24 protein-coding genes are annotated in these 24,941 nt (G+C 56.2%); 2 read left to right on the top strand and 22 right to left on the bottom strand.

Annotation, left to right across the window (positions count from 1 at the left end; all coding sequences use genetic code 11):
* Nucleotides 1–15 precede the first annotated feature (15 nt).
* From holB to yceD, 12 genes are all read right to left on the bottom strand, one after another.
* Nucleotides 16–1,005, bottom strand: coding sequence for a DNA polymerase III subunit delta' (gene holB / locus OK412_RS10700; protein WP_010669856.1), 990 nt, complete (start codon nucleotides 1,003–1,005; stop codon nucleotides 16–18).
* Nucleotides 1,005–1,637: a dTMP kinase gene (gene tmk, locus OK412_RS10705; protein ID WP_264353161.1), complete on the bottom strand. Its 633-nt coding sequence runs from the start codon at nucleotides 1,635–1,637 to the stop codon at nucleotides 1,005–1,007. Before tmk ends, holB begins: the two co-directional genes overlap by 1 nt.
* Nucleotides 1,627–2,646 (bottom strand): endolytic transglycosylase MltG, encoded by a 1,020-nt coding sequence (gene mltG / locus OK412_RS10710; RefSeq protein ID WP_264353162.1) that lies wholly within the window; start codon nucleotides 2,644–2,646, stop codon nucleotides 1,627–1,629. Before mltG ends, tmk begins: the two co-directional genes overlap by 11 nt.
* On the bottom strand, nucleotides 2,643–3,458 hold the full coding sequence (gene pabC, locus OK412_RS10715; RefSeq protein ID WP_264353163.1) for an aminodeoxychorismate lyase: 816 nt from the start codon (nucleotides 3,456–3,458) through the stop codon (nucleotides 2,643–2,645). Before pabC ends, mltG begins: the two co-directional genes overlap by 4 nt.
* Before the next feature lie 91 nt (nucleotides 3,459–3,549).
* Nucleotides 3,550–4,791: a beta-ketoacyl-ACP synthase II gene (gene fabF, locus OK412_RS10720; protein ID WP_010246329.1), complete on the bottom strand. Its 1,242-nt coding sequence runs from the start codon at nucleotides 4,789–4,791 to the stop codon at nucleotides 3,550–3,552.
* A gap of 85 nt (nucleotides 4,792–4,876) precedes the next feature.
* Nucleotides 4,877–5,113 carry an acyl carrier protein gene (gene acpP / locus OK412_RS10725; RefSeq protein WP_003849865.1) on the bottom strand — a complete coding sequence of 79 codons (237 nt, stop codon included), beginning with the start codon at nucleotides 5,111–5,113 and terminating at the stop codon, nucleotides 4,877–4,879.
* Nucleotides 5,114–5,267: 154 nt separating this feature from the next.
* Complete coding sequence (gene fabG / locus OK412_RS10730; RefSeq protein ID WP_010246337.1) at nucleotides 5,268–6,002, bottom strand: 3-oxoacyl-ACP reductase FabG; 735 nt, start codon at nucleotides 6,000–6,002, stop codon at nucleotides 5,268–5,270.
* Between the two features lie 10 nt (nucleotides 6,003–6,012).
* On the bottom strand, nucleotides 6,013–6,945 hold the full coding sequence (gene fabD, locus OK412_RS10735; protein WP_010669852.1) for an ACP S-malonyltransferase: 933 nt from the start codon (nucleotides 6,943–6,945) through the stop codon (nucleotides 6,013–6,015).
* 16 nt (nucleotides 6,946–6,961) lie between these two features.
* The gene (locus OK412_RS10740) at nucleotides 6,962–7,915 is read right to left on the bottom strand and encodes a beta-ketoacyl-ACP synthase III (RefSeq protein WP_010246341.1); all 954 of its coding nucleotides are present in this window, start codon (nucleotides 7,913–7,915) and stop codon (nucleotides 6,962–6,964) included.
* On the bottom strand, nucleotides 7,916–8,956 hold the full coding sequence (gene plsX, locus OK412_RS10745) for a phosphate acyltransferase PlsX (protein ID WP_022625870.1): 1,041 nt from the start codon (nucleotides 8,954–8,956) through the stop codon (nucleotides 7,916–7,918).
* 25 nt (nucleotides 8,957–8,981) lie between these two features.
* A complete protein-coding gene (gene rpmF, locus OK412_RS10750; RefSeq protein ID WP_003849870.1) occupies nucleotides 8,982–9,152 on the bottom strand; it encodes a 50S ribosomal protein L32 in 171 nt (56 codons plus the stop codon).
* 14 nt (nucleotides 9,153–9,166) lie between these two features.
* Nucleotides 9,167–9,688, bottom strand: coding sequence for a 23S rRNA accumulation protein YceD (gene yceD / locus OK412_RS10755; RefSeq protein WP_264353164.1), 522 nt, complete (start codon nucleotides 9,686–9,688; stop codon nucleotides 9,167–9,169).
* Nucleotides 9,689–9,828: 140 nt separating this feature from the next.
* Here yceD and OK412_RS10760 point away from each other — a divergent pair, with 140 nt between their 5' ends.
* Nucleotides 9,829–10,416, top strand: coding sequence for a Maf family protein (locus tag OK412_RS10760; protein WP_157351859.1), 588 nt, complete (start codon nucleotides 9,829–9,831; stop codon nucleotides 10,414–10,416).
* Nucleotides 10,417–10,427: 11 nt separating this feature from the next.
* On the opposite strand, the gene rluC is transcribed toward OK412_RS10760, so the two are convergent.
* Nucleotides 10,428–11,384 carry a 23S rRNA pseudouridine(955/2504/2580) synthase RluC gene (rluC, locus tag OK412_RS10765; protein ID WP_010246350.1) on the bottom strand — a complete coding sequence of 319 codons (957 nt, stop codon included), beginning with the start codon at nucleotides 11,382–11,384 and terminating at the stop codon, nucleotides 10,428–10,430.
* Between the two features lie 573 nt (nucleotides 11,385–11,957).
* On the opposite strand from rluC, the gene rne reads away from it, so the two are divergent.
* Entirely contained in the window at nucleotides 11,958–15,416 is a 3,459-nt protein-coding gene (gene rne / locus OK412_RS10770; RefSeq protein ID WP_264353165.1) for a ribonuclease E, read from the top strand.
* A 376-nt stretch (nucleotides 15,417–15,792) separates the two neighbouring features.
* Here the strand turns inward: rne and flgL are convergent, their stop codons facing one another.
* From flgL to flgD, 9 genes are all read right to left on the bottom strand, one after another.
* Complete coding sequence (gene flgL / locus OK412_RS10775; RefSeq protein WP_022625873.1) at nucleotides 15,793–16,758, bottom strand: flagellar hook-associated protein FlgL; 966 nt, start codon at nucleotides 16,756–16,758, stop codon at nucleotides 15,793–15,795.
* Between the two features lie 14 nt (nucleotides 16,759–16,772).
* Nucleotides 16,773–18,422, bottom strand: a complete 1,650-nt coding sequence (gene flgK, locus OK412_RS10780; RefSeq protein WP_264353166.1) for a flagellar hook-associated protein FlgK — start codon at nucleotides 18,420–18,422, stop codon at nucleotides 16,773–16,775.
* A gap of 123 nt (nucleotides 18,423–18,545) precedes the next feature.
* Complete coding sequence (flgJ, locus tag OK412_RS10785) at nucleotides 18,546–19,508, bottom strand: flagellar assembly peptidoglycan hydrolase FlgJ (RefSeq protein WP_010246357.1); 963 nt, start codon at nucleotides 19,506–19,508, stop codon at nucleotides 18,546–18,548.
* On the bottom strand, nucleotides 19,508–20,617 hold the full coding sequence (locus tag OK412_RS10790; protein WP_010669845.1) for a flagellar basal body P-ring protein FlgI: 1,110 nt from the start codon (nucleotides 20,615–20,617) through the stop codon (nucleotides 19,508–19,510). The genes flgJ and OK412_RS10790 overlap by 1 nt, the downstream gene beginning before the upstream one ends.
* A 9-nt stretch (nucleotides 20,618–20,626) precedes the next feature.
* Nucleotides 20,627–21,337, bottom strand: coding sequence for a flagellar basal body L-ring protein FlgH (locus OK412_RS10795; RefSeq protein WP_029518984.1), 711 nt, complete (start codon nucleotides 21,335–21,337; stop codon nucleotides 20,627–20,629).
* Nucleotides 21,338–21,397: 60 nt separating this feature from the next.
* The gene (gene flgG / locus OK412_RS10800; RefSeq protein ID WP_003849881.1) at nucleotides 21,398–22,180 is read right to left on the bottom strand and encodes a flagellar basal-body rod protein FlgG; all 783 of its coding nucleotides are present in this window, start codon (nucleotides 22,178–22,180) and stop codon (nucleotides 21,398–21,400) included.
* 17 nt (nucleotides 22,181–22,197) lie between these two features.
* On the bottom strand, nucleotides 22,198–22,953 hold the full coding sequence (locus tag OK412_RS10805; RefSeq protein ID WP_264353167.1) for a flagellar basal body rod protein FlgF: 756 nt from the start codon (nucleotides 22,951–22,953) through the stop codon (nucleotides 22,198–22,200).
* A 20-nt stretch (nucleotides 22,954–22,973) separates the two neighbouring features.
* Nucleotides 22,974–24,230, bottom strand: coding sequence for a flagellar hook protein FlgE (gene flgE / locus OK412_RS10810; RefSeq protein ID WP_022625876.1), 1,257 nt, complete (start codon nucleotides 24,228–24,230; stop codon nucleotides 22,974–22,976).
* Between the two features lie 26 nt (nucleotides 24,231–24,256).
* Nucleotides 24,257–24,931 carry a flagellar hook assembly protein FlgD gene (gene flgD / locus OK412_RS10815; RefSeq protein ID WP_010669841.1) on the bottom strand — a complete coding sequence of 225 codons (675 nt, stop codon included), beginning with the start codon at nucleotides 24,929–24,931 and terminating at the stop codon, nucleotides 24,257–24,259.
* Between the last annotated feature and the right edge of the window lie 10 nt (nucleotides 24,932–24,941).

Genomic DNA, 24,941 nt, shown 5'->3' on the forward strand with positions numbered 1-24,941 from the left:
TACTCTCAGATAGGTTTAGCCGACAAGCGCGGGCTTCTGTTTGTCCGCCCAGCTCAGAAGCTGATCGGTCAGCAATAATTCGCGATTCACCGATGCCACATGCAGTAGCTGCTCGCGACAGCGCATCCAATCCTGGAGGCTGCTGTTGAGCGCGCTGGCAGAAAAGTATCCGGCCAGCAACTGCACCACATCCTGACGATCGATATTACTCAGCCACTGACCTGCATGTTGCTGCCACTTCATTGCATCCAGCAGCAAAGAGAGCAGCCAGCCGATACGCGCTGCCGCGTCGTCGGCGTTCAGCGCAGGCAGCAGTTGCAGGATGTCCTGCTGCAACGCAGCGGACAGCGCATCGCAGAGCTTCTGCCGGGCCTGCCACGGTCCGTTTTCCAGCAGGCTCAGCGCCGCACCGGGTGCACCTGCGCTCAGACGCAGAGCCGCCAGCAGCATCTGTTCGTCGTGCGCAGCGTGCTTCTTCAGCCAGAGCAGGCTTTGTCCTTCGTCCGGCGGCGTCAGATGCAGCGCCATGCAGCGGCTGCGCAGCGTGGCCAGCAGGCGCGAGGGATCCCGGCTGCTGAGGAAGAACCAGCTGTTGGCTGGCGGCTCTTCCAGCGTTTTCAGCAAGGCGTTGGCCGCCGCTTCCGAAAGCTGCGCGGCATCCGGCAGCCAGACCACTTTCGCGCCGCCCTGCTGACCAAAGTGGTACATTTTTTCAGTAACCTGCCGCACAGCATCGATGCCCAGGGTACTTTTGCCCTTCTCCGCCTCAAGCCGATACCAGTCAGGATGGGTATTGGCCTGCATCAGCTGGCAACCGTGACACTGCCCGCAACTTTTCAGGCCATCCCGCTGCTGGCACATCAGCCAGCGGCTCATCCCCCAGACCAGCGCCTCATCGCCCATACCTGCCATCGCCTGGATCAACAACGCATGGTGAGCGCGATTCTCCTGATGCTGGCCAATCACCTGGCGATAAGGCTGATTCAGCCACGGGTACCAGTTCATCACACCTGCTCCGCCAGCCAGCCATCCAGCACCGACTGAAGTGACGCTGTCACATCACCAAGTGATTGTGTAGCATCGATGGTGATGATGGTAGGGTCCTCCGCTGCCAGCGCCAGATAGCGCGCGCGGGTGCGTTCAAAGAAGCGCAATGACTCCTGCTCAATGCGATCCAGCTCACCGCGCGCACGGGCGCGCTGCAGACCGATGTCGGGTGTCACATCAAGATAGAGCGTGAGATCGGGGCGGAAATCGCCTAACACGGTATCGCGCAGCGTCTGCATCAGACCGGCGTCAAGTCCACGTCCGCCTCCCTGATAAGCCTGAGAAGAGAGATCATGACGGTCGCCGATCACCCAGGCACCGCGCGCCAGCGCCGGTTTAATGACCGTTTCCACCAGCTGAACCCGTGCCGCATAGAGCATCAGCAGTTCCGCTTTATCTGTGGCCTGCTCGCCCTCAATACCCTGCTTAAACAGCACCCGCAGCTGTTCTGCCAGCGGCGTTCCGCCAGGCTCACGGGTAAAGACCAGATCGTGAATGCCACGGGCACGCAGCGTGGCGACGATGGCGTCACGCGCGGTGGTTTTGCCGGCGCCTTCCAGGCCTTCAATGACGATAAACTTACTGTTCATTTTCTTCCTTTAGCGTCTGCCGGTAAACCTGCACCGCCTTATTATGGCTGGCAAGATTAGTCGTAAAGGTATGGCCGCCCTTGCCGTCTGCAACAAAGTAGAGATAGTTGGTTTTCTCGGGATGGGCCGCTGCCTGCAATGAAGCTTTACCCGGCATGGCGATCGGACCCGGCGGCAGACCGTTAATGATATAGGTATTGTAAGCGCTGGCCGTCTCAAGATCTTTGCGGGTCAGCGTGCCGTTATAGCTGTCGCCCATGCCATAGATGACGGTGGGATCGGTCTGTAACCGCATACCGGTGCGCAGGCGATTGATAAACACCGAGGCTACGCGCGCGCGCTCTTCGCTGACGCCGGTCTCTTTCTCAATGATTGAGGCCATGGTCACCAGCTCCTGTGGGGTTTTATAGGGCAGATTATCCGCCCGTCCCTGCCACACCTCAGCGATGGTTTTTTTCATCCGCTCATGAGCGCGCTGCAGCAGCGCCATATCGGTGGTATTAGCCGTGTAGAGCCAGGTATCCGGGAAGAAGTTGCCCTCCAGCTGCTCAGGCTCCACTTTTAATGCGCTCGCAAGGGTGGCGAACTGATCATCTTTCAGAGTATGCCGGATATAAGGCGCTTTGCGCAGCTCACTCAGCCACTCTTTCAGCCGCTGGCCTTCCACGAATCGCACCGGGAACTGTGCCTCTTTACCGCTGGCAAGCAATTGTAACAGCGAGCGCACCGTCATGGTCGGCTCAAGGCGATAGGTACCCGCTTTGAAGGTCGCCAGTTCAGGTTCCAGACGCAGCAGCGCGCCAAACCAGATACTGTGCGGAATAATCTTCTGCTCTTCCAGCTGCGCTTCAAGTGCGACCCGGCCCGTGCCGGCAGGCAGCGTGTAGATCGTTTCCTGCTGCAGGGTTAACGGGGTGGCCGCAAACCGCTTAACCTGCCAGTAACTCAGCACAGCCGCGAGACCCACGATCGCCAGCAGGCTGACGACAATTTTTTTGCTTCGAATCATAATGCATCCATTATCTTTTCACAGCTTGCGCGCAACTGATTAAACAGCGAGCGCTCAGTAAACTCTACCGCTTCTATCTTTCGGACCGGCAGGACCGGCATCAGCGCGTTACATATCACCACTTCATCGGCGGCCAGCAGCTGCGCCGGTTCGCTTTTTATTACCTGGCAAGCCTGGCCTTCGGCCGCAAGTTGCGCCATCAGACTCCGCCGCATAATGCCATCCACACCCGACGCTGACAGATCAGGCGTGAAAATTTGCGAGCCCTGACGCCAGAATAAATTGGCCGCACAGCATTCCACCACCCAACCTTCAGTGTCAAGCACCAGCGCCTCGTCGGCGTCTGTCTGGTCAAGATGAGCTCTGATCATCACCTGCTCCAGACGATTAAGGTGCTTGATACCGGCAAACTGTGGGTTTCGTGCCAGACGGATCGGGCTGAGTCGGAGTGACGCGCCACGCTGCTGTAAATCGGCGTAATGTTGCGGCCAGGGTGCCAGCGAGACGACCCGCGTGGGTTCACCACAGCCGCGCCGGCTGTAGCCCCGTCCGCCGCTGCCGGCGCTGATAATCACTTTCAGCACCGCCTGGGTTTGTTGGTGCGCGGCCTGTCGCATTTCAGTCTCAAGCTGAAGCCAGTCGACGCCATCAATCCATAATCGCTCACAGCCCTCTTTGAGGCGCTGAATGTGGCTTTCCAGCAGCACGATTTTACCCTGACGCACGGCGGCGGTAGTAAAACAGCCATCCCCAAACTGCAGGCCGCGGTCGCTGGCGGCCAGCATCGATTGTTTTAACCCGTTAATCCACATGGTTCTCTCCTGAGCGTGACTCGTGATTTCAGCGCATTCTGCAGGATAAAAAAAGGCCCGCATCGCGGGCCTTTTTAGCAATCAACAACGATTACACTTTACGGAAGATCAACGAACCGTTGGTTCCGCCGAAACCGAAGGAGTTACACAGGGTGTACTCCAGACCGGGAACCTGACGCGCGGTGTGGGGCACGAAGTCGAGATCGCAGCCCTCATCCGGATTGTCGAGGTTAATGGTCGGTGGAATGGCCTGGTCGCGCAGCGCCAGAATCGAGTAGATCGATTCAACCGCGCCTGCCGCACCCAGTAAGTGCCCGGTCATTGATTTGGTCGAGCTCACCATCACGCTGCTGGCTGCTGCCCCAAAGACCGATTTCACCGCCCGCGCTTCCGCTTTATCACCCGCTGGCGTGGAGGTGCCGTGCGCGTTGACATAGCCGATCTGCTCTGGCGTAAGCTGAGCATCGCGCAATGCGTTGATCATTGCCGCCGCGGCGCCTGATCCATCTTCTGGTGGTGAAGTCATGTGGTAGGCATCGCTGCTCATACCAAAACCTACGATTTCCGCGTAGATTTTCGCACCACGTTTCTTCGCATGTTCATACTCTTCGAGTACCACAATGCCAGCGCCGTCACCCAGCACAAAACCGTCACGATCTTTATCCCACGGGCGGCTGGCCGCTTGCGGGTTTTCATTACGGGTTGAGAGAGCACGTGCTGCACCAAAGCCACCGACGCCTAATGGCGTACTGGCTTTCTCTGTGCCACCCGCCAGCATCACATCAGCATCGTTATAAGCGATGATTCGTGCGGCATGACCGATGTTATGCACACCAGAGGTACAGGCTGTCGCGATAGAGATGCTTGGACCTTTCAGGCCATACATGATGCTGAGATGACCCGCCACCATGTTAACGATGGTTGAAGGCACAAAAAATGGGCTGATTTTGCGCGGGCCGCCGTTAACCAGTGAAGTATGATTCTCTTCAATCAGACCTAAACCACCGATGCCGGAGCCAATTGCTGCGCCCATACGGCTTGCATTTTCGTCGGTAACTACCAGACCACTGTCCTGCATGGCCTGCATACCGGCCACAATGCCGTACTGGATGAAGGCATCCATCTTGCGCTGATCTTTGCGCGAGATGTAGTCATCACAATTAAAATCTCTTACCAGACCTGCAAAACGTGTTGCATAAGCACTGGTATCAAAATGGTCGATCAGGGTAATGCCGCTCTGACCGGCAAGGAGAGCACTCCAGGTAGACTCTACGGTATTGCCGACAGGAGACAACATGCCAAGACCAGTCACAACTACACGACGCTTAGACACGTTCGTCCTCCAGGGAGGGGAAATAGGGAACTATGTGGGACAAACAAAAAAATCAGGCGGTCGAGCGACCGCCTGAAGATATTCATTAGCCTTTATGGCTATTGATATAGTCGATCGCTGCCTGAACGGTAGTGATTTTCTCAGCTTCTTCGTCTGGAATCTCAGTATCAAACTCTTCTTCCAGAGCCATCACCAGCTCAACGGTATCAAGAGAATCGGCACCCAGGTCTTCTACGAAAGATGCAGAGTTGGTGACTTCTTCCTCTTTCACACCCAGCTGCTCACTGATGATTTTCTTAACGCGTTGTTCGATATCGCTCATACTATTTAATTTCCTATCAAAACTCGCTTTCGCGATGGTTTTCGTAGTGTATAAAATGGTGAAAAAGATGCAACAAAATCCCGGCTGGTCGAACCACGATTTTGCGTTATTTTGCGGTTCTAACCGCAAATAAAGCAAATCATTTCGTGATTTATCAGACCATGTACATTCCGCCATTGACGTGCAGCGTTTCACCTGTGATGTAGGCTGCTTCGTCAGAGGCTAAAAATGCCACAGCATTGGCGATTTCCTGAGCATCGCCTAAGCGACCCGCAGGAACTTCCGCCAAAATACCGGAACGTTGATCTTCGTTCAGTGCCCGCGTCATGTCAGTCTCAATAAAGCCTGGAGCCACGACGTTGACGGTAATGCCACGTGACGCGATTTCGCGCGCCAGTGATTTGCTAAAGCCAATCAAACCCGCTTTTGCTGCCGCATAGTTTGCCTGGCCCGCATTACCCATAGTTCCAACAACGGAACCAATGGTGATGATACGGCCCACGCGCTTTTTCATCATGGCACGCAGGACCGCCTTGGAAAGGCGGAATACCGATGTGAGGTTGGTATCCAGGATATCCTCCCACTCATCGTCCTTCATGCGCATGAGAAGATTATCACGCGTAATGCCTGCATTATTGACTAAAATATCCACTTCGCCAAATTCAGCACGAATATTCTCTAAAACAGTGCTGATTGAGTCAGCGTCAGTCACATTCAGTAACAGGCCTTTGCCCTTGTCGCCAAGGTAAGCACTGATGGCGTCGGCGCCACTCTGGCTGGTTGCAGTTCCTACCACTTTAGCACCGCGTGCCGCCAGTGTTTCTGCAATCGCACGACCAATGCCGCGACTCGCGCCGGTAACCAGCGCAACTTTACCTTCAAAGCTCATGATTTTCCTCTTATTCCTTACCGAGTGCAGCCGTCAGGGATGCAGTATCGTTAACGGCAGCCGCTGTCAGGCTATCGACAATACGTTTCGTCAGTCCGGTCAGGACTTTACCTGGCCCCATCTCCAGGAGCTGCGTCACGCCCTGTGCTGCCATCGCTTCCACGCTCTCGGTCCAGCGAACCGGGCTGTAGAGCTGACGGACCAACGCATGGCGGATGGCCGCAGCGTCGGTTTCAGCTTTCACATCGACGTTGTTGATCACCGGTACCGCAGGCGCGTTAAAGGTGATGCTCTCCAGCGCCACCGCCAGTTTATCGGCCGCAGGCTTCATCAGTGCGCAATGAGAAGGAACGCTGACCGGCAGTGGCAAGGCACGCTTAGCGCCCGCTGCTTTACAGGCGGCACCCGCACGTTCAACGGCTTCTTTGTTACCCGCAATAACCACCTGGCCCGGCGAGTTAAAGTTAACCGGTGAGACAACCTGACCCTGCGCGCTCTCTTCACAGGCTTTGCGGATAGCCGCGTCATCCAGGCCAATAATCGCCTGCATCGCGCCAGTGCCTTCAGGCACCGCTTCCTGCATCAGTTTGCCGCGCAGTTCAACCAGCTTCACTGCATCCGCAAAGTTAAGCACACCCGCGCAAACCAGCGCTGAATATTCACCCAGGCTGTGACCAGCCATCAGGGCTGGCTGTTCACCGCCCTGCTGCTGCCAGACACGGTAGATTGCCACGGAGGCGGCTAACAGTGCAGGCTGAGTCTGCCAGGTTTTGTTCAGCTCTTCAGCCGGACCCTGACTTACTAATTGCCACAGATCATATCCCAGCGCGTCAGAGGCTTCACGGAAGGTCTCTTCTACCAGCGGATACGTTGCCGCTAATTCAGTCAGCATGCCCACGGTCTGTGACCCCTGACCGGGGAAAACAAATGCAAATTGCGTCATTTTTCGTTCCTGTCAATCAAAAGCGAACCAGCGCAGAACCCCAGGTGAATCCACCACCAAAGGCTTCCAGCAGAATAAGGTGTCCGGGTTTGATGCGGCCATCACGGACCGCTTCATCCAGTGCGCTTGGCACCGATGCGGCAGAGGTATTGCCATGACGATCCAGTGTGACGACCACTTTATCCATGGTCATGCCGAGTTTTTTCGCGGTGGCGCTGATAATGCGCAGGTTCGCCTGATGCGGCACCAGCCAGTCCAGCATTTCACGATCGAGATTATTGGCCTGCAGCGTTTCATCAACGATGTGAGCCAGCTCGGTGACGGCAACCTTGAAGACTTCGTTGCCTGACATGGTGACATAAGCGGGCTGATCCTGATGCGCACGATCCTGATAAGGCAGCGTCAGCAGCTGTGAATAGCGACCATCAGCATGAAGATGGGTAGAGATGATCCCCTGCTCTTCGCTCTGACCCAGCACGACCGCGCCTGCACCATCGCCAAACAGGATGATCGTGCCACGATCTTCCGGATCAAGTGCGCGTGCCAGGACATCAGCACCAATCACCAGAGCATGTTTCACTGCGCCATTTTTGATGTATTGATCGGCCACGCTCAGTGCATAGGTGAAACCTGCACAGGCGGCAGCGAGGTCAAACGCCGCGCAGTCTTTGATTTCCAGCATTTGCTGGATCATGCAGGCAGAGCTGGGGAAGGCATGACTGGAAGAGGTTGTGGCGACAATAATCAGCCCAACATCGTTCGCTTCAATGCCTGCCATTTCAAGGGCGCGTTGCGCCGCACTGAATCCCATGGTGGCGACGGTTTCGTCAGGCGCAGCAATACGGCGCTCGCGGATGCCGGTACGGGTAACAATCCACTCGTCCGACGTCTCCACCATTTTTTCCAGATCGGCATTGGTGCGGATCTGGCTTGGCAGATAACTGCCCGTACCGATAATTTTGGTATACATCTAGGCTTTGTCACTCCTGGCTAATACAGCATCAAGGCGCGCAGCAATTCGCTCGGGAATTTGCTGCCTCACCGCCTGCTCTGCCTGTTCTATGGCCACAGCGAAGGCGTGTTGATTTGCCGCACCGTGACTCTTGATCACTGTTCCGCGCAATCCTAACAGACAAGCGCCATTGTACTGGTCAGGGTGGAGATGCCCGAAGCGCTTCGTCAGACGTTTCTGAATCCAGCGCCCCAGCAACTGAAGCCACCATGACCGTTTCTTACCTTCCCCTGATGACTTCAGCAGAGAAAGAAACATTCTTACCACGCCTTCCATAGTCTTCAGCGTGACGTTTCCGACAAAACCGTCACAGACCATCACATCCGTTTTACCGGTGAGCAGTTCGTTACCTTCAAGGTAACCAATATAGTTGATTTGCGGTGATTCTCGCAGCACTGCCGCGGCGTCGCGGATCGTTTCCAGCCCTTTGGTCTCTTCATGACCAATATTGAGCAACGCGACACGGGGCCGTGCAATACCAAGCACATGCTCAGCCATTACCGACCCCATTACGGCAAACTGCACCAGCATCGCACTGTCTGAGCCCACATTTGCGCCCAGATCCAGCACCACGGTTTTACCCTGTTGCTGGTGCGGTAAAACGGACATCAGCGCCGGACGTTTAATGCCATCCAGCGGTTTCAATAAAAGTGTCGACAGCCCCATCAGCGCACCGGTATTTCCGGCGCTGATGCAGGCCTGCGCACGTCCCTCTTTAACCATCTCCAGTGCCACACGCATTGAGCTGCCGCGACTGTTGCGGATGGCCTGAGCGGGCCGCGCATCACTTGCAATAACCGATTCGGCAGGGATGACCTGCAAACGCCCCATCAGGGAGGAATCCGCTTTGGCAAGCAATGGCATGAGGGTGTCGGGATGTCCGACCAGAAGAAGGAATAGTTCCGAATGAGAGGCCAGTGCCTGCAATGCTGCAGGCACTGTCACGCAGGGACCGAAGTCCCCGCCCATGGCATCAATCGCCAGGGTCAAACGTGTCAAGGTATCGCCTTGCTAAGCAAGAAACTTACTTAACGATAACCTTGCGACCGCGGTAGTAACCGTCCGCAGTGATATGGTGACGCAGATGAGTTTCGCCAGAAACTTTATCTACTGACAGAGCAGCAGTGGTCAGCGCATCGTGCGAACGACGCATACCACGCTTAGAACGGGTGGGTTTATTCTGTTGTACGGCCATGGACCTTACTCCTATTACTTACGCTTTAAACTGGCTAATACGGCAAATGGATTTGGTTTCTCCACCTCTGCAGGCAGTTTACCAAAGACCATGTCCGCCTCGGACACTTCACAGTGTTCAGAATCGTGCACCGGAACGACCGGCAGCGCGAGAATAATTTCATCCTCGACAACCGCCAGCAGATCGATCTCACCAAACTCGTTGACATCGACCGGCTCGTACGCTTCCGGCAATGCCTCGGCCTGCTCTTCAGAAAAGACAGGGCTGAAGCAGTAACTCACTTTTACGTGATGAGGAAAGGTCTGGTTGCAGCGCTGGCAACGCAACGTCACTTGTACTTCAGCAGTACCCGTCAGTACTGCCAGACGTTGGTTATCAACCGCAAACGACATGGCACAATCCACATCACTGTCCACACTAACGACCGACTCGGCCACACGCTCCACCTGTACAGATGTGTAGACACCCTGATAATCAAGGCGCTTCTGAGCAGTGCGGACAGGGTCCAGCGTTAGGGGTAATTTTACCTTTTGCATAGGGCGCGCATATTAACTTTGTAATGTCATAGAGTCAAAGAAAAAGGCCGTTAAACAGCATCTTTCAACCACTATTCGCATCCAGTGCGGCGCACAGTTTAAAATGACTGTCACCAATTCGCTATCACTATTGAAAAAAAATGACGCCATCGATTCTTTTAGCTTCAACCTCGCCCTTTCGGCAGGCATTACTGCATAAACTGGGCCTGCCTTTTATTACCGCCGCGCCTGAGGTTGATGAGTCACCTCAGCCCGATGAGACCGCTGAAGCGCTGGTGACCCGTCTTGCCGTGGCTAAAGCGCAGGCGCTGGCAAAAACGTATCCCAGCCACTGGATAATCGGCTCCGACCAGGTTTGCGTGCTGGATGGCGCAATCGCCGGTAAGCCTCACACGGCTGAAAATGCGCGGGCGCAACTGCGTGCCGCCAGCGGAAAAGCCATTACCTTTTATACCGGTCTGGCGCTATTTCATCCGGCCAGTGGCACGCTGCTGCACTGCTGTGAGCCCTTTGTGGTTCATTTCCGCACGTTAACTGACGCTGAAATCAGCGGCTATGTGGAAAAGGAGCAGCCGCTTCAGTGTGCGGGCAGTTTTAAAAGTGAAGGTCTGGGGATTTGTCTGTTTGATCGGCTGGAGGGACGCGATCCCAATACGCTGGTCGGGCTGCCGTTGATCGCGCTCAATGAGATGTTGCAGCAGGCCGGCATCAATCCTTTAACGAACTGATGCCGGAAAGATTACGCTTTCAGCTGACGCAGCTTAAGCAGGCATTGCTTCAGGCCATCATCCAGTGGCGCTTCGACCCGCATCACTTCGCCAGTGCCGGGATGCGTAAAGGTCAGCGCCGCAGCATGCAGGAAAAGGCGTTTTAATCCGGTTGCCGCCAGCTGACTGTCAAACTCACGTTCTCCGTAGCGATCGTCGAAGGCAATGGGATGCCCGGCATGCAGCGTATGGACGCGAATCTGATGGGTACGACCGGTGACCGGGCTCGCTTTCACCAGCGTGGCAAACTCGAACCGCTCTTCTACTTTAAAGCGGGTTTCTGAGGCTTTGCCTTCGCTGCTGACGCGCACCACGCGCTCACCGCTCTGCAGAATGTTTTTCAGCAGCGGCGCCTGAACCACCTTCAGGTGTGACGGCCAGTTGCCGCGCACCAGGGCCAGATAGTCTTTCTGCATCCCCTTTTCGCGCAGTTGCTCATGGAGGGAACGCAGCGCCGAACGCTTTTTAGCGACCAGCAGAATGCCGGAGGTGTCACGATCCAGGCGATGCACCAGCTCCAGAAAGCGTGCTTCCGGTCGCAGGGCACGTAACCCTTCAATTACCCCGAAGCTGAGTCCGCTACCGCCATGTACGGCTGTGCCGGAAGGCTTGTTCATCACCAGCAGCGACTCATCCTCAAACAGGATGGCATCGGCCAGTGAAGCCACTTTCGCCAGTTTGGGGGAAACGGCATCTTCGTCGCGTTCCGCTACCCGAACCGGCGGAATGCGCACCTCATCGCCCTCCTCCAGCTTATATTCTGGCTTGACGCGCTTTTTATTCACCCGCACCTCGCCTTTGCGAACGATGCGATAAATCATGCTTTTGGGCACACCCTTGAGCTGGGTGCGCAAAAAGTTATCAATGCGTTGTCCGGCATTTTCAGCCGTGATGGCGACAAAATGTACGCCGGGATTCTCTGTTTTCATGGCGGCGATTCTAAATAGTGTCCCCTGATAGCGCCACCCCTTTTTCTGTGCTTAACTCTGGAGTTGATGTGACGGCAGGTCGCCTCTCTGCTGGCTTTTTCAGCAAAGCGCTGTTTTGTCCGACACATTAGCGATTTAAATGTAAAGAAACTTCACAAGCTGGCTAAAGTCGCCTTGCTATATGAAGGTTAGCAATGGAATAATGCTTGAGTTTCTTACCTGAACCATTTCAGGGCAGAAAAAGAGCGAAATTGTCATTTTGCCGGATTGAGCAGACACGCAGCAATGGCGTAAGACGTAATGCGAAATCAGGCACTTAGCGGGCTGCGGGTTGCGGCCTGGACAACAGTATGGGATGCACGGGTTTTCTTTATTCTCTCAGGCATTTCCACTATCTGGTGCTGTTTTCCCTTATGAAAAACAGGCCACCGACGTTATTTGCGCCCCTCGCGCGGTCGACAGCCGTGAGGTTGACGACATTGCACTAAGTCACGGGGCCATCGGTTGATACTCGTCCAGGGTAACTATGCCCGCAGCTGTAATCACTCATGAAAGAATAACGAGTAAGTCACGATGAAAAGAATGTTAATAAACGCAACTCAGCAGGAGGAGTTGCGCGTTGCCCTGGTTGACGGTCAGCGTCTGTACGATCTGGATATTGAAAGTCCTGGACACGAGCAGAAAAAAGCCAACATTTACAAAGGTAAAATCACTCGCATTGAACCCAGCCTTGAAGCTGCGTTTGTCGATTACGGCGCAGAGCGTCACGGTTTCCTCCCGTTAAAAGAAATCTCCCGCGAATACTTCCCCTCCAGCTACAACGCGCATGGTCGTCCGAATATTAAAGACGTGCTGCGTGAAGGTCAGGAAGTCATTGTTCAGATCGATAAAGAAGAACGCGGCAATAAAGGCGCTGCGCTGACCACCTTTATCTCTCTGGCGGGCAGCTATCTGGTACTGATGCCGAATAACCCACGTGCAGGCGGTATCTCTCGCCGTATCGAAGGTGACGATCGTACCGAGCTGAAAGAAGCCCTGTCGGCGCTGGAACTGCCGGAAGGCATGGGCCTGATTGTCCGTACTGCGGGCGTCGGTAAATCAGCCGAATCGCTGCAGTGGGATTTAAGCTTCCGTCTTAAACACTGGGAAGCGATCAAGAAAGCCGCTGAAAACCGCCCTGCTCCGTTCCTGATCCATCAGGAAAGTAACGTGATTGTGCGTGCCTTCCGCGACTATCTGCGTCAGGACATCGGTGAAATCCTTATCGATAACCCGAAAGTACTGGAACTGGCGCGTCAGCATATCGCTGCGCTGGGCCGTCCGGACTTCAGCAGCAAAATTAAGCTCTACACCGGTGAAATCCCGCTGTTCAGCCACTATCAGATCGAATCGCAAATCGAATCCGCTTTCCAGCGTGAAGTCCGCCTGCCTTCCGGTGGCTCGATTGTGATCGACAGTACCGAAGCGCTGACCGCTATCGATATCAACTCAGCACGTGCAACACGCGGCGGTGATATCGAAGAGACGGCGTTCAACACCAACCTTGAAGCGGCCGATGAGATTGCTCGTCAGCTGCGTCTGCGTGACCTGGGCGGCCTGATCGTTATCGATTACATCGATATGACGCCGGTACGCCATCAGCGCGCGGTTGAGAATCGTCTGCGTGAAGCTGTCCGTCAGGACCGCGCCCGCATTCAGATCAGCCACATTTCACGTTTCGGCCTGCTGGAGATGTCCCGTCAGCGTCTGAGCCCGTCATTAGGTGAATCCAGTCATCACGTCTGCCCACGCTGTAGCGGCACCGGCACCATCCGTGATAACGAGTCACTGGCGCTGTCGATCCTGCGTCTGATTGAAGAAGAAGCGCTGAAAGACAACACCAAAGAAGTTCACGCCATTGTTCCGGTTCAGGTGGCCTCTTACCTGCTGAATGAAAAACGTGAAGCGGTTAACGCTATTGAAACACGCCAGGGTGGCGTGCGGGCTATCATCGTTCCTGATGACAAGATGCAGACCCCACACTACTCCGTGCTGCGCGTGCGCAAAGGCGAAGAGACGCAGACCCTGAGCTATCATCTGCCGAAGCTGCATGAAGCCGAAATGGCGATGCCGTCGGAAGAGGAACATGCTGAACGTCGTCGTCCTGAGCAGCCTGCTCTGGCCGCGTTTGTAATGCCTGATGCGCCTCCGGCACCGGTAGAAGTTGAGCCAGAAGCGCAACGCGCTGAAGCCCAGCCAGCCGCAAAAGCAGCACCTGCTGTGGCTGCGCCTGCTACCGTCAGCACCGGCTTCTTTGGCCGTCTGCTTGGTGGCCTGAAAAAAATGTTCGCAGGCGAAGAAGCCCCTGCCGCTGCACCCGTGGCCACTGAGGTTGCAGAACCGCAGAAAGCGCCTGAAAGCGAGCAGGAAAACGGCAATGGCCGTGGCGAGCGCCGCAGCAACAATAACAACCGTCGTAACAATAATCGTCGTGAGCGTACGCCGCGTAACGGAGATAACGCGCAGTCGCGTGAAGGCCGTGAACCACGCGAAAACCGTGAGCCTCGTGAAAACCGCGAACCTCGTGAAAGTCGTGAACCGCGCGAAAGTCGCGAGCCACGTGAAAATCGCGAGCCGCGCGAGGGTAACGATAATCGCCGTAACAAGCGTCAGTCCCAGGCTGGTGAAGTGCGTGAAGAGCGTCCGGCACTGAGCGAAGAAGCGCGCCAGCAGCGTGATGAGCAGCAGCAACAGCGTCGTGAACAGCGTGCTGAGCGTCAGCGTCGTCGTCAGGAAGAGAAACGCGCCGGTGAAGAAGCCGCCAAAGTGGCTGAGCAGCCGGTAGTGGTAGCCGACGTTCCGGACGTGACCGAGCCGCAGGATGATGAGCGCGTACAGGTTATGCCGCGTCGCAAGCCGCGTCAGCTGAACCAGAAGGTGCGTGTTGATGATAACCGTCCACCTATGCCAGCCGAAGCCAGCGACTTTGCCCAGCCGGCTGAAGTGCGTCAGCCTCAGCAGACAGACGTGGCTCAGCCGCAGCCTGAGTTCCAGGCACCGCAGGGTGAAGAGCAGGATGACAACGACAACCGTGATAACGCCAATATGCCGCGTCGTTCACGTCGTTCGCCTCGTCATCTGCGCGTCAGCGGACAGCGTCGTCGTCGTTACCGTGATGAGCGTTATCCGACTCAGTCAGCAATGCCGCTGGCCGCTGCAGCTGCATCACCAGAGATGGCATCCGGTAAAGTCTGGATCCGTTACCCGGTGAGCCAGGCCAGCGAAGAGCAGGTTCAGAATGTGACTCACGAGACGCCAGCGTACAACCGCGAAGAGACAGCAGACGCCGCCAGTGCGCTGCCCGTTGCTGCCGCTGTTGAATCTGTTGCTCAGGAAGCGCCAGTGCAACAGGCCGAGCCGCAGGCAGAAACGCCAGTGCCGGTTGTGAATACTGACGATACTCGTGCTATCGACGCGCCGGTTGACGAGCAGCCTTCCGTTGTTCCGGCGGCAGATGAAGCAAAAGCGGAAGCGGTAGCAGCCGAAGCCGTGCCTGCTGAGCCTGTCACCGAAGCGCCGGTTGTGGCACATGCGGTTGAGACTGCACAGCCTGCAGCGGTTGCAGAAGAAGCACAGCCTTCAGAGGTTGCTGAGCAATCGGCTACCGACGTCAGCGAAGCGATCGCAGCAGAAGTTGAAGAAGTTCTGAATGCGCCGGTCGCTGCAGAAGCTGAAACAGCGCCAGTTCGTGAACCTCATGCTCCGGTGGCCGCACGCGATGTCGCCCCTGCAGCACCGGTGACTGCGGCCGAACCTGTTGCATCAGTGCCTGCAACGGCATCCGAGCCTGCAACTGCCTCAGTGCCGAATGACGGTACGCGCTGGAAGCATTTTGCCTCTGCGCCGATGACTAAAGCACCTGCGCCAGTCTGGCAGTCAGAACCGGCACCGCATAGTGACTGGGTGCGTGCACCTTATGAGTTCGACGGTCGCGGTTCTGCGGGTGGTCATAGCGCCACACATCATGCCACTGCCCCGGCGACCAAGCCGTAACGCACAAGCTGTTGTGAACTGAACCCCGGCCTGCAAGCCGGGGTTTTTTTATGCCTGCGATTCTGCCCGCCAGCGGACAGAGGATAATTAACCTCCCCTCCTCGCTTATCAGGAATCAGGAAAGTGTGTGCGTGTGTGCGTGTGTGCGTGTGTGCGTGTGTGCGTGTGTGCGTGTGTGCGTGTGTGCGTGTGTGCGTGAAAGCGTGAAAGCAAGACTGACATGCGAGCTGACTGTCGCTGTAAATCAACCCGGTTTAATTTCTATGGTTCCCGCCACCGGCTGAATCGCAGGCAAAAAAATCCCACCCTCCTTTAGCGGGAGGGTGGGAAAAAGTAAGCGCATCCGGTTAAAGTACGCTCAAAATTTCAGGTCAGACTACGAATTCATCTGGAACAGCGACATCTTAGACATATCGGTAAAGGTCTTATAGGACGCCTGTAATGCCGTCTGCTGCATGGTGTAGTTAGAAGCTGCTTCGGTTAAATCCACGTTAACCAGGTCACTCATCTGCGAGCTGTAAATCACACTACGGTCATCACCCTGGGCATTCAGCGTATCGATCTCACCAAGCTGGGTACCAATCTCAGAACGCACGGTTAAGACATTATTCAGCGAGTTACCCAGGCCACGGTTGGTTTTATCCATCGCCGCCTGGAAGGTCTGTTTGGTTGCGGCGTCAGCATCATCCTGCGGCACTTTCAGTGCAGCAATGGCGCTATCCAGCATCTTAAACACATTCGTTTCGCTGGCACTGCCATCCGGCTCTTTGGTGGCATTGCCAGAGATCGCCATAAAGATATTGTCACCGGTATGGCCCACGGTCATGGTACGGCTGGTATCGACCTTCTGAGTGATCGCCTCAGTGCCGCCTGCGTAGCCGACGCCGGTGCCTGCCGCATCCACAAATGGCGCACTGTCAGTTTTATAACCGGCAAAAATATAGCGGCCATTGGCATCCTGGCTGTTTGCCTGGTTCAGCAACTGGGCACGGATACCCTCCAGCTGGGTAGCAATCGAACCACGGTCATCGTCGCTCAGCGTACCGGTTGAACCGTTGACGATCAGCCCTTGCGCAGCAATGATCCCATCGGTGACGCCTTTCAGCGTATTCTCTTCCAGTGAGAGACCCTGCTCGGCAAAGGTACGCGCCAGCGCATACTGCTTGCCCTGCTGCTGGGTTTGTGACAACACGACAGCACGAGACGCGGCAATCGGATCGTCCGAAGGATTATTCACACGGCGGCCGCTGGAGAGCTCCTGGCCTGATTTCAGCCAGGAGGCCTGTGAGTCAGTGATGCCACGCACCTGCTGCTCAAAAATCATATTTGTACTGATTCGCATGTTATCTCCTGCCCTTAGCGAATATTGATCAATGCATTAAACACGGTGCTGGCAGTCTGCAGCACCTGCGCATTGGCCATGTAATATTGCTGATATTTGGTCAGGTTGGCGTACTCCTCATCGAGGTTTACCCCAGAGACCGATTGCTGGCGCTGGGTCAGCTGACTGACCACGCTTTTCTGAGTGGTGCTGGTGGTTTCCAGTGAACTGGTTTTGTTACCCACACTACTGACGATGGTGGCGTAGGCCTGAGACAACGTGGCGTTGCCGCCGACCAGTTTCACATCCTGCAGATTCAGCAGTTTTTGCGCATTACGGTTATCACTCTCACCGCCGACAGCACCCGCGGCGGCCACCTGCGATTCACTGGTGATCGCGACTGACATATCGTTGATGGCGTTCTGGACCGGCTTCACCAGGAAACTGTCTTTGGCAGCAGGTGCAGGCGTGCCGGCGACGGTCAGTTTCAGGCCGTCAAAGCTCAGCGTGGTGTTGCCACTGGCATCAGTACCTGGCGTGATGGTAACGGCCGTACTGTCTGAGGCGCGGGTTGCGGTCCAGTTATTGCCGTCATAACTCACGGTGTAATTGGATGCTTTCAGTGCACTGGTATCGGTCCACTCAGCGGTGACGGACGCGGCGGTGCTGTTTTTACTGTTGCCCACCACGATCGGGCTGCCGATATTAAAGAAATCGACGCCCTGATTGCCTTTGCTATCAAATCCCTGCTTGTGAACATCGTTGAAGCTGGTGGTAAACGCCGCCGCTAACTGACCCAGCTGGTTCTGTGCCAGATCCAGATCCTGAGTACGGAACGCCAGCAGACCGCCCAGCGAACCGGTGGTGATCAGCTTCTCCGGGATCTCGACGTTGCCCGCCTGCTTATCGACATAGCCGATGGTAGTGCGTGTTGGATCGCTGCTGGAAGGCATCGCCACCAGATCGTGAGATTTGTCGCCGTTCACCAGCGTCAGGCCATTGGCCATCGCAACCGTGTAGCCGCCATCCTGCTGCGATACCGTCACACCAACCACGTTATTCAGGGTATTCACCAGCTGATCGCGCTTATCGAGCAGGTCGTTAGGTGCGGCACCGTTTGCCGTGCTCAGTTTGCCAATCTGTTTGTTCAGATCGGCAATCTGGCTGGTGAGGGTATTGACCTGCTTGATGCTGGAATCGACATCGGCATTGACGCTGTTCTGCATATTGTTCAGGTATTGCGCTGACGTCTGGAACTGGCTGACCAGCCCCTGCGCATTGCTGAGCATCGATTGACGCGCCGACGGATCGTTGGCGTTGCTGACCACGTTCTGCAGGTTAGTAAAGAAGCCCTGCAGCGAGGTCGACAGGCTGGTAGTCGAAGTCGACAGCAGATCGTCAATGTTAGAAATCTGGCTGTGCTGGGTGCTTACCGCGCTGTAGTTGGCGCTGGAACTGCGCAGCTGCGTAGCAATAAACGCATCATATTCACGTTGTACACCGGTGATATTCACGCCGTTACCATAATAGCTATTGCCCTGCAGGGTACTGTTCGCCTGCGCCAGTACCGTGGTCTGACGTGAATAGCCCGCCACGGTGTAATTGGAAATGTTGTTACTCGTGGTGCTCAGAGCGGCCTGCGCGGCACTCAATCCGCTCATCGCGGAGTTAATTATGCTGGACATCTCGGTTCCTTACGTTCCCCGTCAACCGGGCTGGCAGACATCAAAGTGGGCGCCAGCAGGCGAAAACGCTTCTGGCTATAGGGATGTTATCGGCTTGCTAAAGTGAAACTTGAGGCGCAATGATCAGAACAGGTCGCCCATATCCTGACTGTAAGCTTTGACGACTTTGTCGCCCATACTTTTGAATTGCTGAATCATTCCCACCAGCTTTTGCGCATATTTTGGATCGGTGGCATAACCGGCCGCCTGTAAGGCCTGCGCACCCTGCTCTGCGCTTGAGGCGTTCGTCACCGCCGCATAGCGTGGGTTTTTGGTCAGGAGTTTGACGTAGTCGGTCAGCGCCTCGAAATAGGAGTTATAGACGCGGAAGCTGGCACGTACTTTCTTCGCTTCGCCCTGCTCATATTCGGTGGTCATGATATCGGTGGTGTCACCTTTCCAGTCGCCGCTGGCTTTAATCCCGAACACGTTGTAGCTCGGTTTGCCGTCGCGGGTCAGGATCTGACGCTGGCCCCAGCCCGACTCCAGCGCAGCCTGCGCCAGAATCAGGTGATGAGGAATGCCACTCTGCTGGCTGGCAGCCTGCGCCGGCTGCGTCAGCTGGGCGATAAACTCGCGGCTGTCACTGGGCAGACCCGTCGGTGAAGCGACCGGCGGCAGACGCGGCATTGCCTTACGCACAATCTGCTCCAGCTGCTGCGCCGGCAGTGGTGTTGCCCCGCTGGTGCTGAGAATAAAGCTGTTATCCAGCTTCATCGGCACCGTACCGGCTTTTTCATCCGGCGCGGTGGCGGGCTGCATCTGTTTGACGATGGTTTCCGCCAGGCCGAGGCCACGTTTCCCCATCTCCTGTGCAATCTGCTGGTCATACATAGAGGTAAAGAGTTTGGTCTGCTCGTTGCCCATAATGCCGTCCTGCGGCAACGCCTCGCGCATACTCTTCAGCATCATCTGTACAAACATCCCTTCGACCTGACGCGCCACCTGCAACGCTTGTCCTTTCGGATCGTTGCTGGCCTGGCGTTTCAGTTCATTCAGGGAACGGCTGTCGAAAGCCGAACTCGTCAGAGATTGCATATCAGCCATCAGATAATTTCCAGTTTGGCACGCAGACAGCCGGCACTCTGCATCGACTGCAGAATTGACATCAGTTCGATAGGTGACGCACCCAGCGCATTCAGCGCACGCACCACGTTGTTCAGGTTGGCGCTGGCGTTGACGCGTTGCAGCGCACCGCCGGTCTGGCGCAGATCGATCTGAGTCTGCGTCGTCGCCACCGTCTGACCACCGGCCAGTGGGGTATCAGGCTGACTGACGTTCTGCTGCTGGTTAACCGTCACCGACAGGTTGCCCTGCGCCACTGCACACTGATTCAGCGTCACTTCACGGTTCATTACCACCGAACCGGTACGGGAGTTGATGATGACTTTGGCATCTTCAACCGGGATAGACACATTAATGTTCTGGATCTCAGCCAGCAGACGTACCTGCGCACCATTATTAGGCGATACGCGGATCTGCACGGTACGGGCATCCAGCGGCTGCGCTGCGCCGTAGCCGCCACGGGCGTTAATGGCATCAGCAATTCGCTGCGCCATTGAGAAATCTTCGCTGTTAAGCTGCAGGTTAATGGTGTTCTGCGTACCAAAGTTGCTCTGCAGTTCACGCTCAACGGTTGCACCACCGGTGATACGGCCTCCGTTCAGCTGGTTAACCTGAACACTGCTGCCGCCCGCTGACGCACCCGCGCCACCGACCAGGATATTACCCTGCGCCAGCGCATAAACCTGGTTATCGACCCCTTTCATCGGCGTCATTAACAGCGTGCCGCCGCGCAGGCTTTTGGCGTTACCCAGCGACGAGACCACCACATCCAGGTTCTGTCCCTGACGGGCAAACGAGGGCAGTTTAGCGGTGACCATGACGGCCGCCACGTTCTTTAGCTGCATGTTGGTTCCGGTGGGAACGGTGATACCAAGCTGTGACAGCATGTTGCTCACTGTCTGGGTTGTAAATGGCGTCTGGGTGGTCTGGTCACCGGTGCCATCCAGGCCCACGACCAGGCCGTAGCCCAGCAGCTGGTTATCACGAACGCCCTGTACCGTGGTTAAATCACGAATCAAATCGGCTTTTGCCAGCAGGCTGACGCCCAGCAGCAGCGCCAGCCCGGCGCGTAACAGCGTTAACTTTTTCATTGAAACCTCTTACATCGGCGAGATGTTCAGGAAGAAACGCTGGAACCAACCCATGGTCTGCGCCTCATTGATGTAACCATTTCCGACGTACTCAATACGTGCATCGGCGACAGCGGTAGATAACACGGCGTTACTGGCGCTGATGGTGCGTGGGTTGACCACGCCCGAGAAGCGAATGAACTCCGTGCCCTGATTAATGGCGATCTGTTTTTCACCGACCACGTGCAGGTTGCCGTTTGACAACACCTGATCCACGGTGACGGTAATGGTGCCGGTAAAGGTGTTATTGGCGGATGCGCCGCCTTTACCTGCGAAATCATTTTTGCCTTCGGCGCTGAGGTTGGCTTTTTCACCACCTGCACCCACCAGGCCTGCCAGACCGGTCGGCACCGCGCTCACACCAAAGCTGTTGCTGCCATCGCGGCTGGCATTGGCTGAGGAGCTCTTGCTGGCGCTGACGTTTTCCTGCAGCGTAATGGTCAGGGTATCGCCAATGTTGCGTGGACGGCGATCCTCAAACAGCGGCTGATAGCCGTAGTTAAGCGGCGCGACGCCCTGGAATATAGAGCCGTTGACCACCGGTGGCGCGGACGGCATTGGTTGCGCTGTAGTTGCACCTTCGACCAGCGGGGTACGCGGGACCAGGGCACATCCGTTGAGAGTTAGCAGCAACGAGGCGACTAACCAATGTCCAGGCTTGAGAATCTGTTGCTTCGCCACGGCGTCACGACCTTATTAATGTCTGTCATTCAGGCCAGCACGGGCTGGCCCTGTTCGGGATTAAAGCTGAGTTAATTTCGCCAGCATCTGATCAGAGGTACTGATCGCCTTGCTGTTGATTTCGTAGGCGCGCTGCGTCTGGATCATGGTGACCAGCTCTTCCGCCACGTTAACGTTCGAGGTTTCGGTATAGCCCTGATAGAGCAGGCCCGCGCCGTTCTGGCCTGGCGTGCTGTCTGTCGGAGCGCCCGATGCCTGCGTTTCCTTGTAGAGGTTTTCACCCACGCTATCGAGACCGGCGTCATTCATAAAGGTGCTCAGGGTTAACTGACCGACCTGCGCGGCCTGGGCCTGCCCCTGCTGGGTTACGCTGACCACACCGTCACGCGACACCGTGATGCTGGTGGCGTTAGCCGGAATGGTAATGCCTGGCTGTACCGGAAAACCGGAGTTGGTCACCAGCTGGCCGTTCTGATCAACCTGAAACGCGCCGTCACGGGTATAAGCAGAGGTGCCATCCGGCATCTGAATCTGAAAATAACCCTGGCCGTTAATGGCGATATCTTTTGAGTTGCTGGTCTGCGACAGGTTGCCCTGCGTATGCAGACGTTCAGTGGTCACCGGACGTACACCGGTACCGATCTGCAAACCCGATGGCAGCGTTGTCTGTTCAGATGACTGGGTGCCCGGCTGGCGCATAGTCTGGTACATCAGATCTTCGAACACGGCACGTGAACGCTTAAAGCCGTTGGTGCTGACGTTTGCCAGGTTGTTGGCAATGACGTCCATGTTCATCTGCTGCGCATCAAGACCGGTCTTAGCGATCCATAAAGAACGAATCATGTTGTTATCCTCGTGCCTTAGCCCATGCTCAGGAGCTGGTTGGCTTTTTGTTCATTTTCGTCGACGTTGGTGATGACTTTCATCTGCATCTCAAAACGTCGGGCGTTGGCGATCATATCGACCATGGTTTCTACCGGTTTGACGTTGCTGCCTTCCAGCACGCCAGGCATCACCTGCATGGTGGCATCAGCCTGCAGCGCGGCACCGCGGGTCGCCTGCGCCGACGCAGTAGGCCGGAACATGCCGTCATCACTGCGCTGCAGCTCCTGCCCGGTTGCCCTGACCAGCTTCAGCTTGCCCAGCTGAACCGTGGCGTTCGGCGAATCACCGGCATTCAGCCCGGTGATCGAGCCGTCGGCTGCAATGGTGATTTCAGTGCCCTGCGGGATCACAATCGGACCGCCATCGCCCATCACAGGATTGCCCTGAACCGTCAACGTACCGGTCGGACTGATTTGCATATTGCCGTTGCGGGTATAGGCTTCGCTGCCGTCAGCGGTACGCACCGCCAGCCAGCCATCCTGCTGCACCGTCACATCGAGCGGACGCTCGGTGTAATCCATCGCGCCCTGACTCATGTCGGCGCCCGGTGTCGAGGCGGCGACCAGCGTACGGGTTGGCAGCGACCAGCCACTCACCGGCACGGCGCGCAGCGCATTCAGCTGCGCACGAAAACCCGGTGTAGAGGCGTTGGCGAGGTTGCTGGCGGTAACCGCCTGCTGATCCAGCGTCTGGCTGGCCGCGCCCATCGCGGTATATATCGCGTGATCCATATGGCAATCCTGTTAGCGAATTAACGTAAGTTAACCAGCGTGTTGAGAATCTGGTCCTGAGTTTTGATGGTCTGCGCATTCGCCTGATAGTTACGTTGCGCGACGATCATGTTCACCAGCTCTTTACTCATGTCGACGTTGGAAGATTCCAGTGCGCCAGCCGTCAGTGAACCAAAGGTGCCGGTATTCGCCAGACCGATTGCTGCCTGACCGGATGCACTTGACGCAGACCAGACGTTGTCGCCCTGAGACTGCAGACCTTCCGGGTTAGAGAAGCTCGCCAGGACAATCTGACCCAGCAGCTGGGTTTTCTGGTTTGAATAGCTGCCGGTGATGGTGCCGTCATCATTGATCGCGTAGCTGGTCAGATCGCCAGGTGCATAACCATCCTGGGTCGGGCTGCCAAAGGTGGTGCTGCCGGTGTTCTGCTGCAGGCTGCCCAGCATGCTCAGGTTGATTGGCTGATTGGCGACTGCGCCATTCGCTCCGCCCACGTTCAGCGTCAGGCCGACGGTGCCATCGGTCGTCGTGCTGACGACAGCGCCGGTGGCATCCAGCTTAGAGACGCTGGTCAGCTTACCGCTGGTGTCAAACGCCATTCTGAAGTCACCCGCTGAACTGCCGGTGTTGCCATCAATGGTACGCACGGTCCAGCTGTTGCTGGTGGTGTCTTTCACGAAATACATGTCGAGCGCGTGGTCATTACCCTGCGAGTCGAACACGGTTGCCGTGGTTTTCTTGTTGTAGCTGTCTGCGTTCGCCGTCGAGAAGGTGGCCACAGATGGCGTTTTGTCCGTTGAGTTCAGGTTGGCAACCAGACCGGCGGTAGTGGTCGCACGGGCTGACATCTGCTCAGTAGGAATACGCAGCGCCACCGGGTTAGCACCTGCCTGGATAGTGGCCGGTGAACCGCTGGCCGGATAGCCGGTCACGTTCAGACCCTGGGTGTTGACCAGGTTACGGTTGGCATCCAGCGTTAACTGACCATTGCGTGAATAGAAGACGCCGCCGCTGCTGTCGGTCATACGGAAGAAACCGTTACCGCTCAGCGCAACGTCCAGGCCACGGCTGGTCGTGGTGGTGGCGCCGTCGTTAAAGTTCTGGATTACCGCAGCAACTTTGGTACCGAGGCCGACGTTAGAACCGGCAAACATATCGGCAAACGCGATGGTGCTCGATTTAAAGCCCGCAGTGGCGGAGTTGGCAATGTTGTTACCGATGACATCAAGGTTACTTGAAGCAGCACCAAGGCCGCTGACCGCTTGGGAAAATGACATGTGTTTGTTTCCTGTCTACAGGTTAATCAGAGAATCTGACGTACGTCGTCAAGGGTGGCGGAGCCCATGGTGCCGAGATCCAGTTTTGTGGTGTTGTTCGCAGTACTCACCCCATTGACGTAGGCGTAGTTAAGCGGTTGTGCCACCAGTTGTGTGTTGCCATTGCTTGCGGCAATCGCAACGCTGTATTTACCATCCGGGGCGACAGAGCCATCTGTCAGCTTGCCGTCCCACGAGAAGGTGTGCACGCCAGCGCTCAGCGCGCCCAGATCGACGGTGTCGATCACCGTGCCACTGGCATCTTTAATGGTGGCCGATGTGCCGGTTGAGGCGGAGGCCAGCTCAACGCCAAATGGCGTTGTGGTGCCGTTGCCTACCAGAACCTGTCCGCCATTGACCATTACGCCATGCCCAATCAGCGTGGAGCTCTGCAGCGACTGGCTGGTGCTGATCTGGCCGGAGATCGATCCCAGCGTGGTATTCAGTTTTTCAATGCCGCTCAGGGTATTGATCTGTGCCAGCTGCGTGGTGAGCTGGCTGTTATCCATTGGATTGGTGGGATCCTGGTTTTTTAACTGCGTCACCAGCATGGTCAGGAACTGATTCTGCAGATCCTGCGCATTGTTGCCGGTGCCACTGGTGTTAGAGGAGCTAAGGACCGTGGGGTCCAGTCTTTCGTTAACGCCTACCGCGATAGCCATAATTTTTCTC

The organism is Pantoea sp. JV6, assembly GCF_025910055.1.
GTDB lineage: Bacteria > Pseudomonadota > Gammaproteobacteria > Enterobacterales > Enterobacteriaceae > Pantoea > Pantoea agglomerans.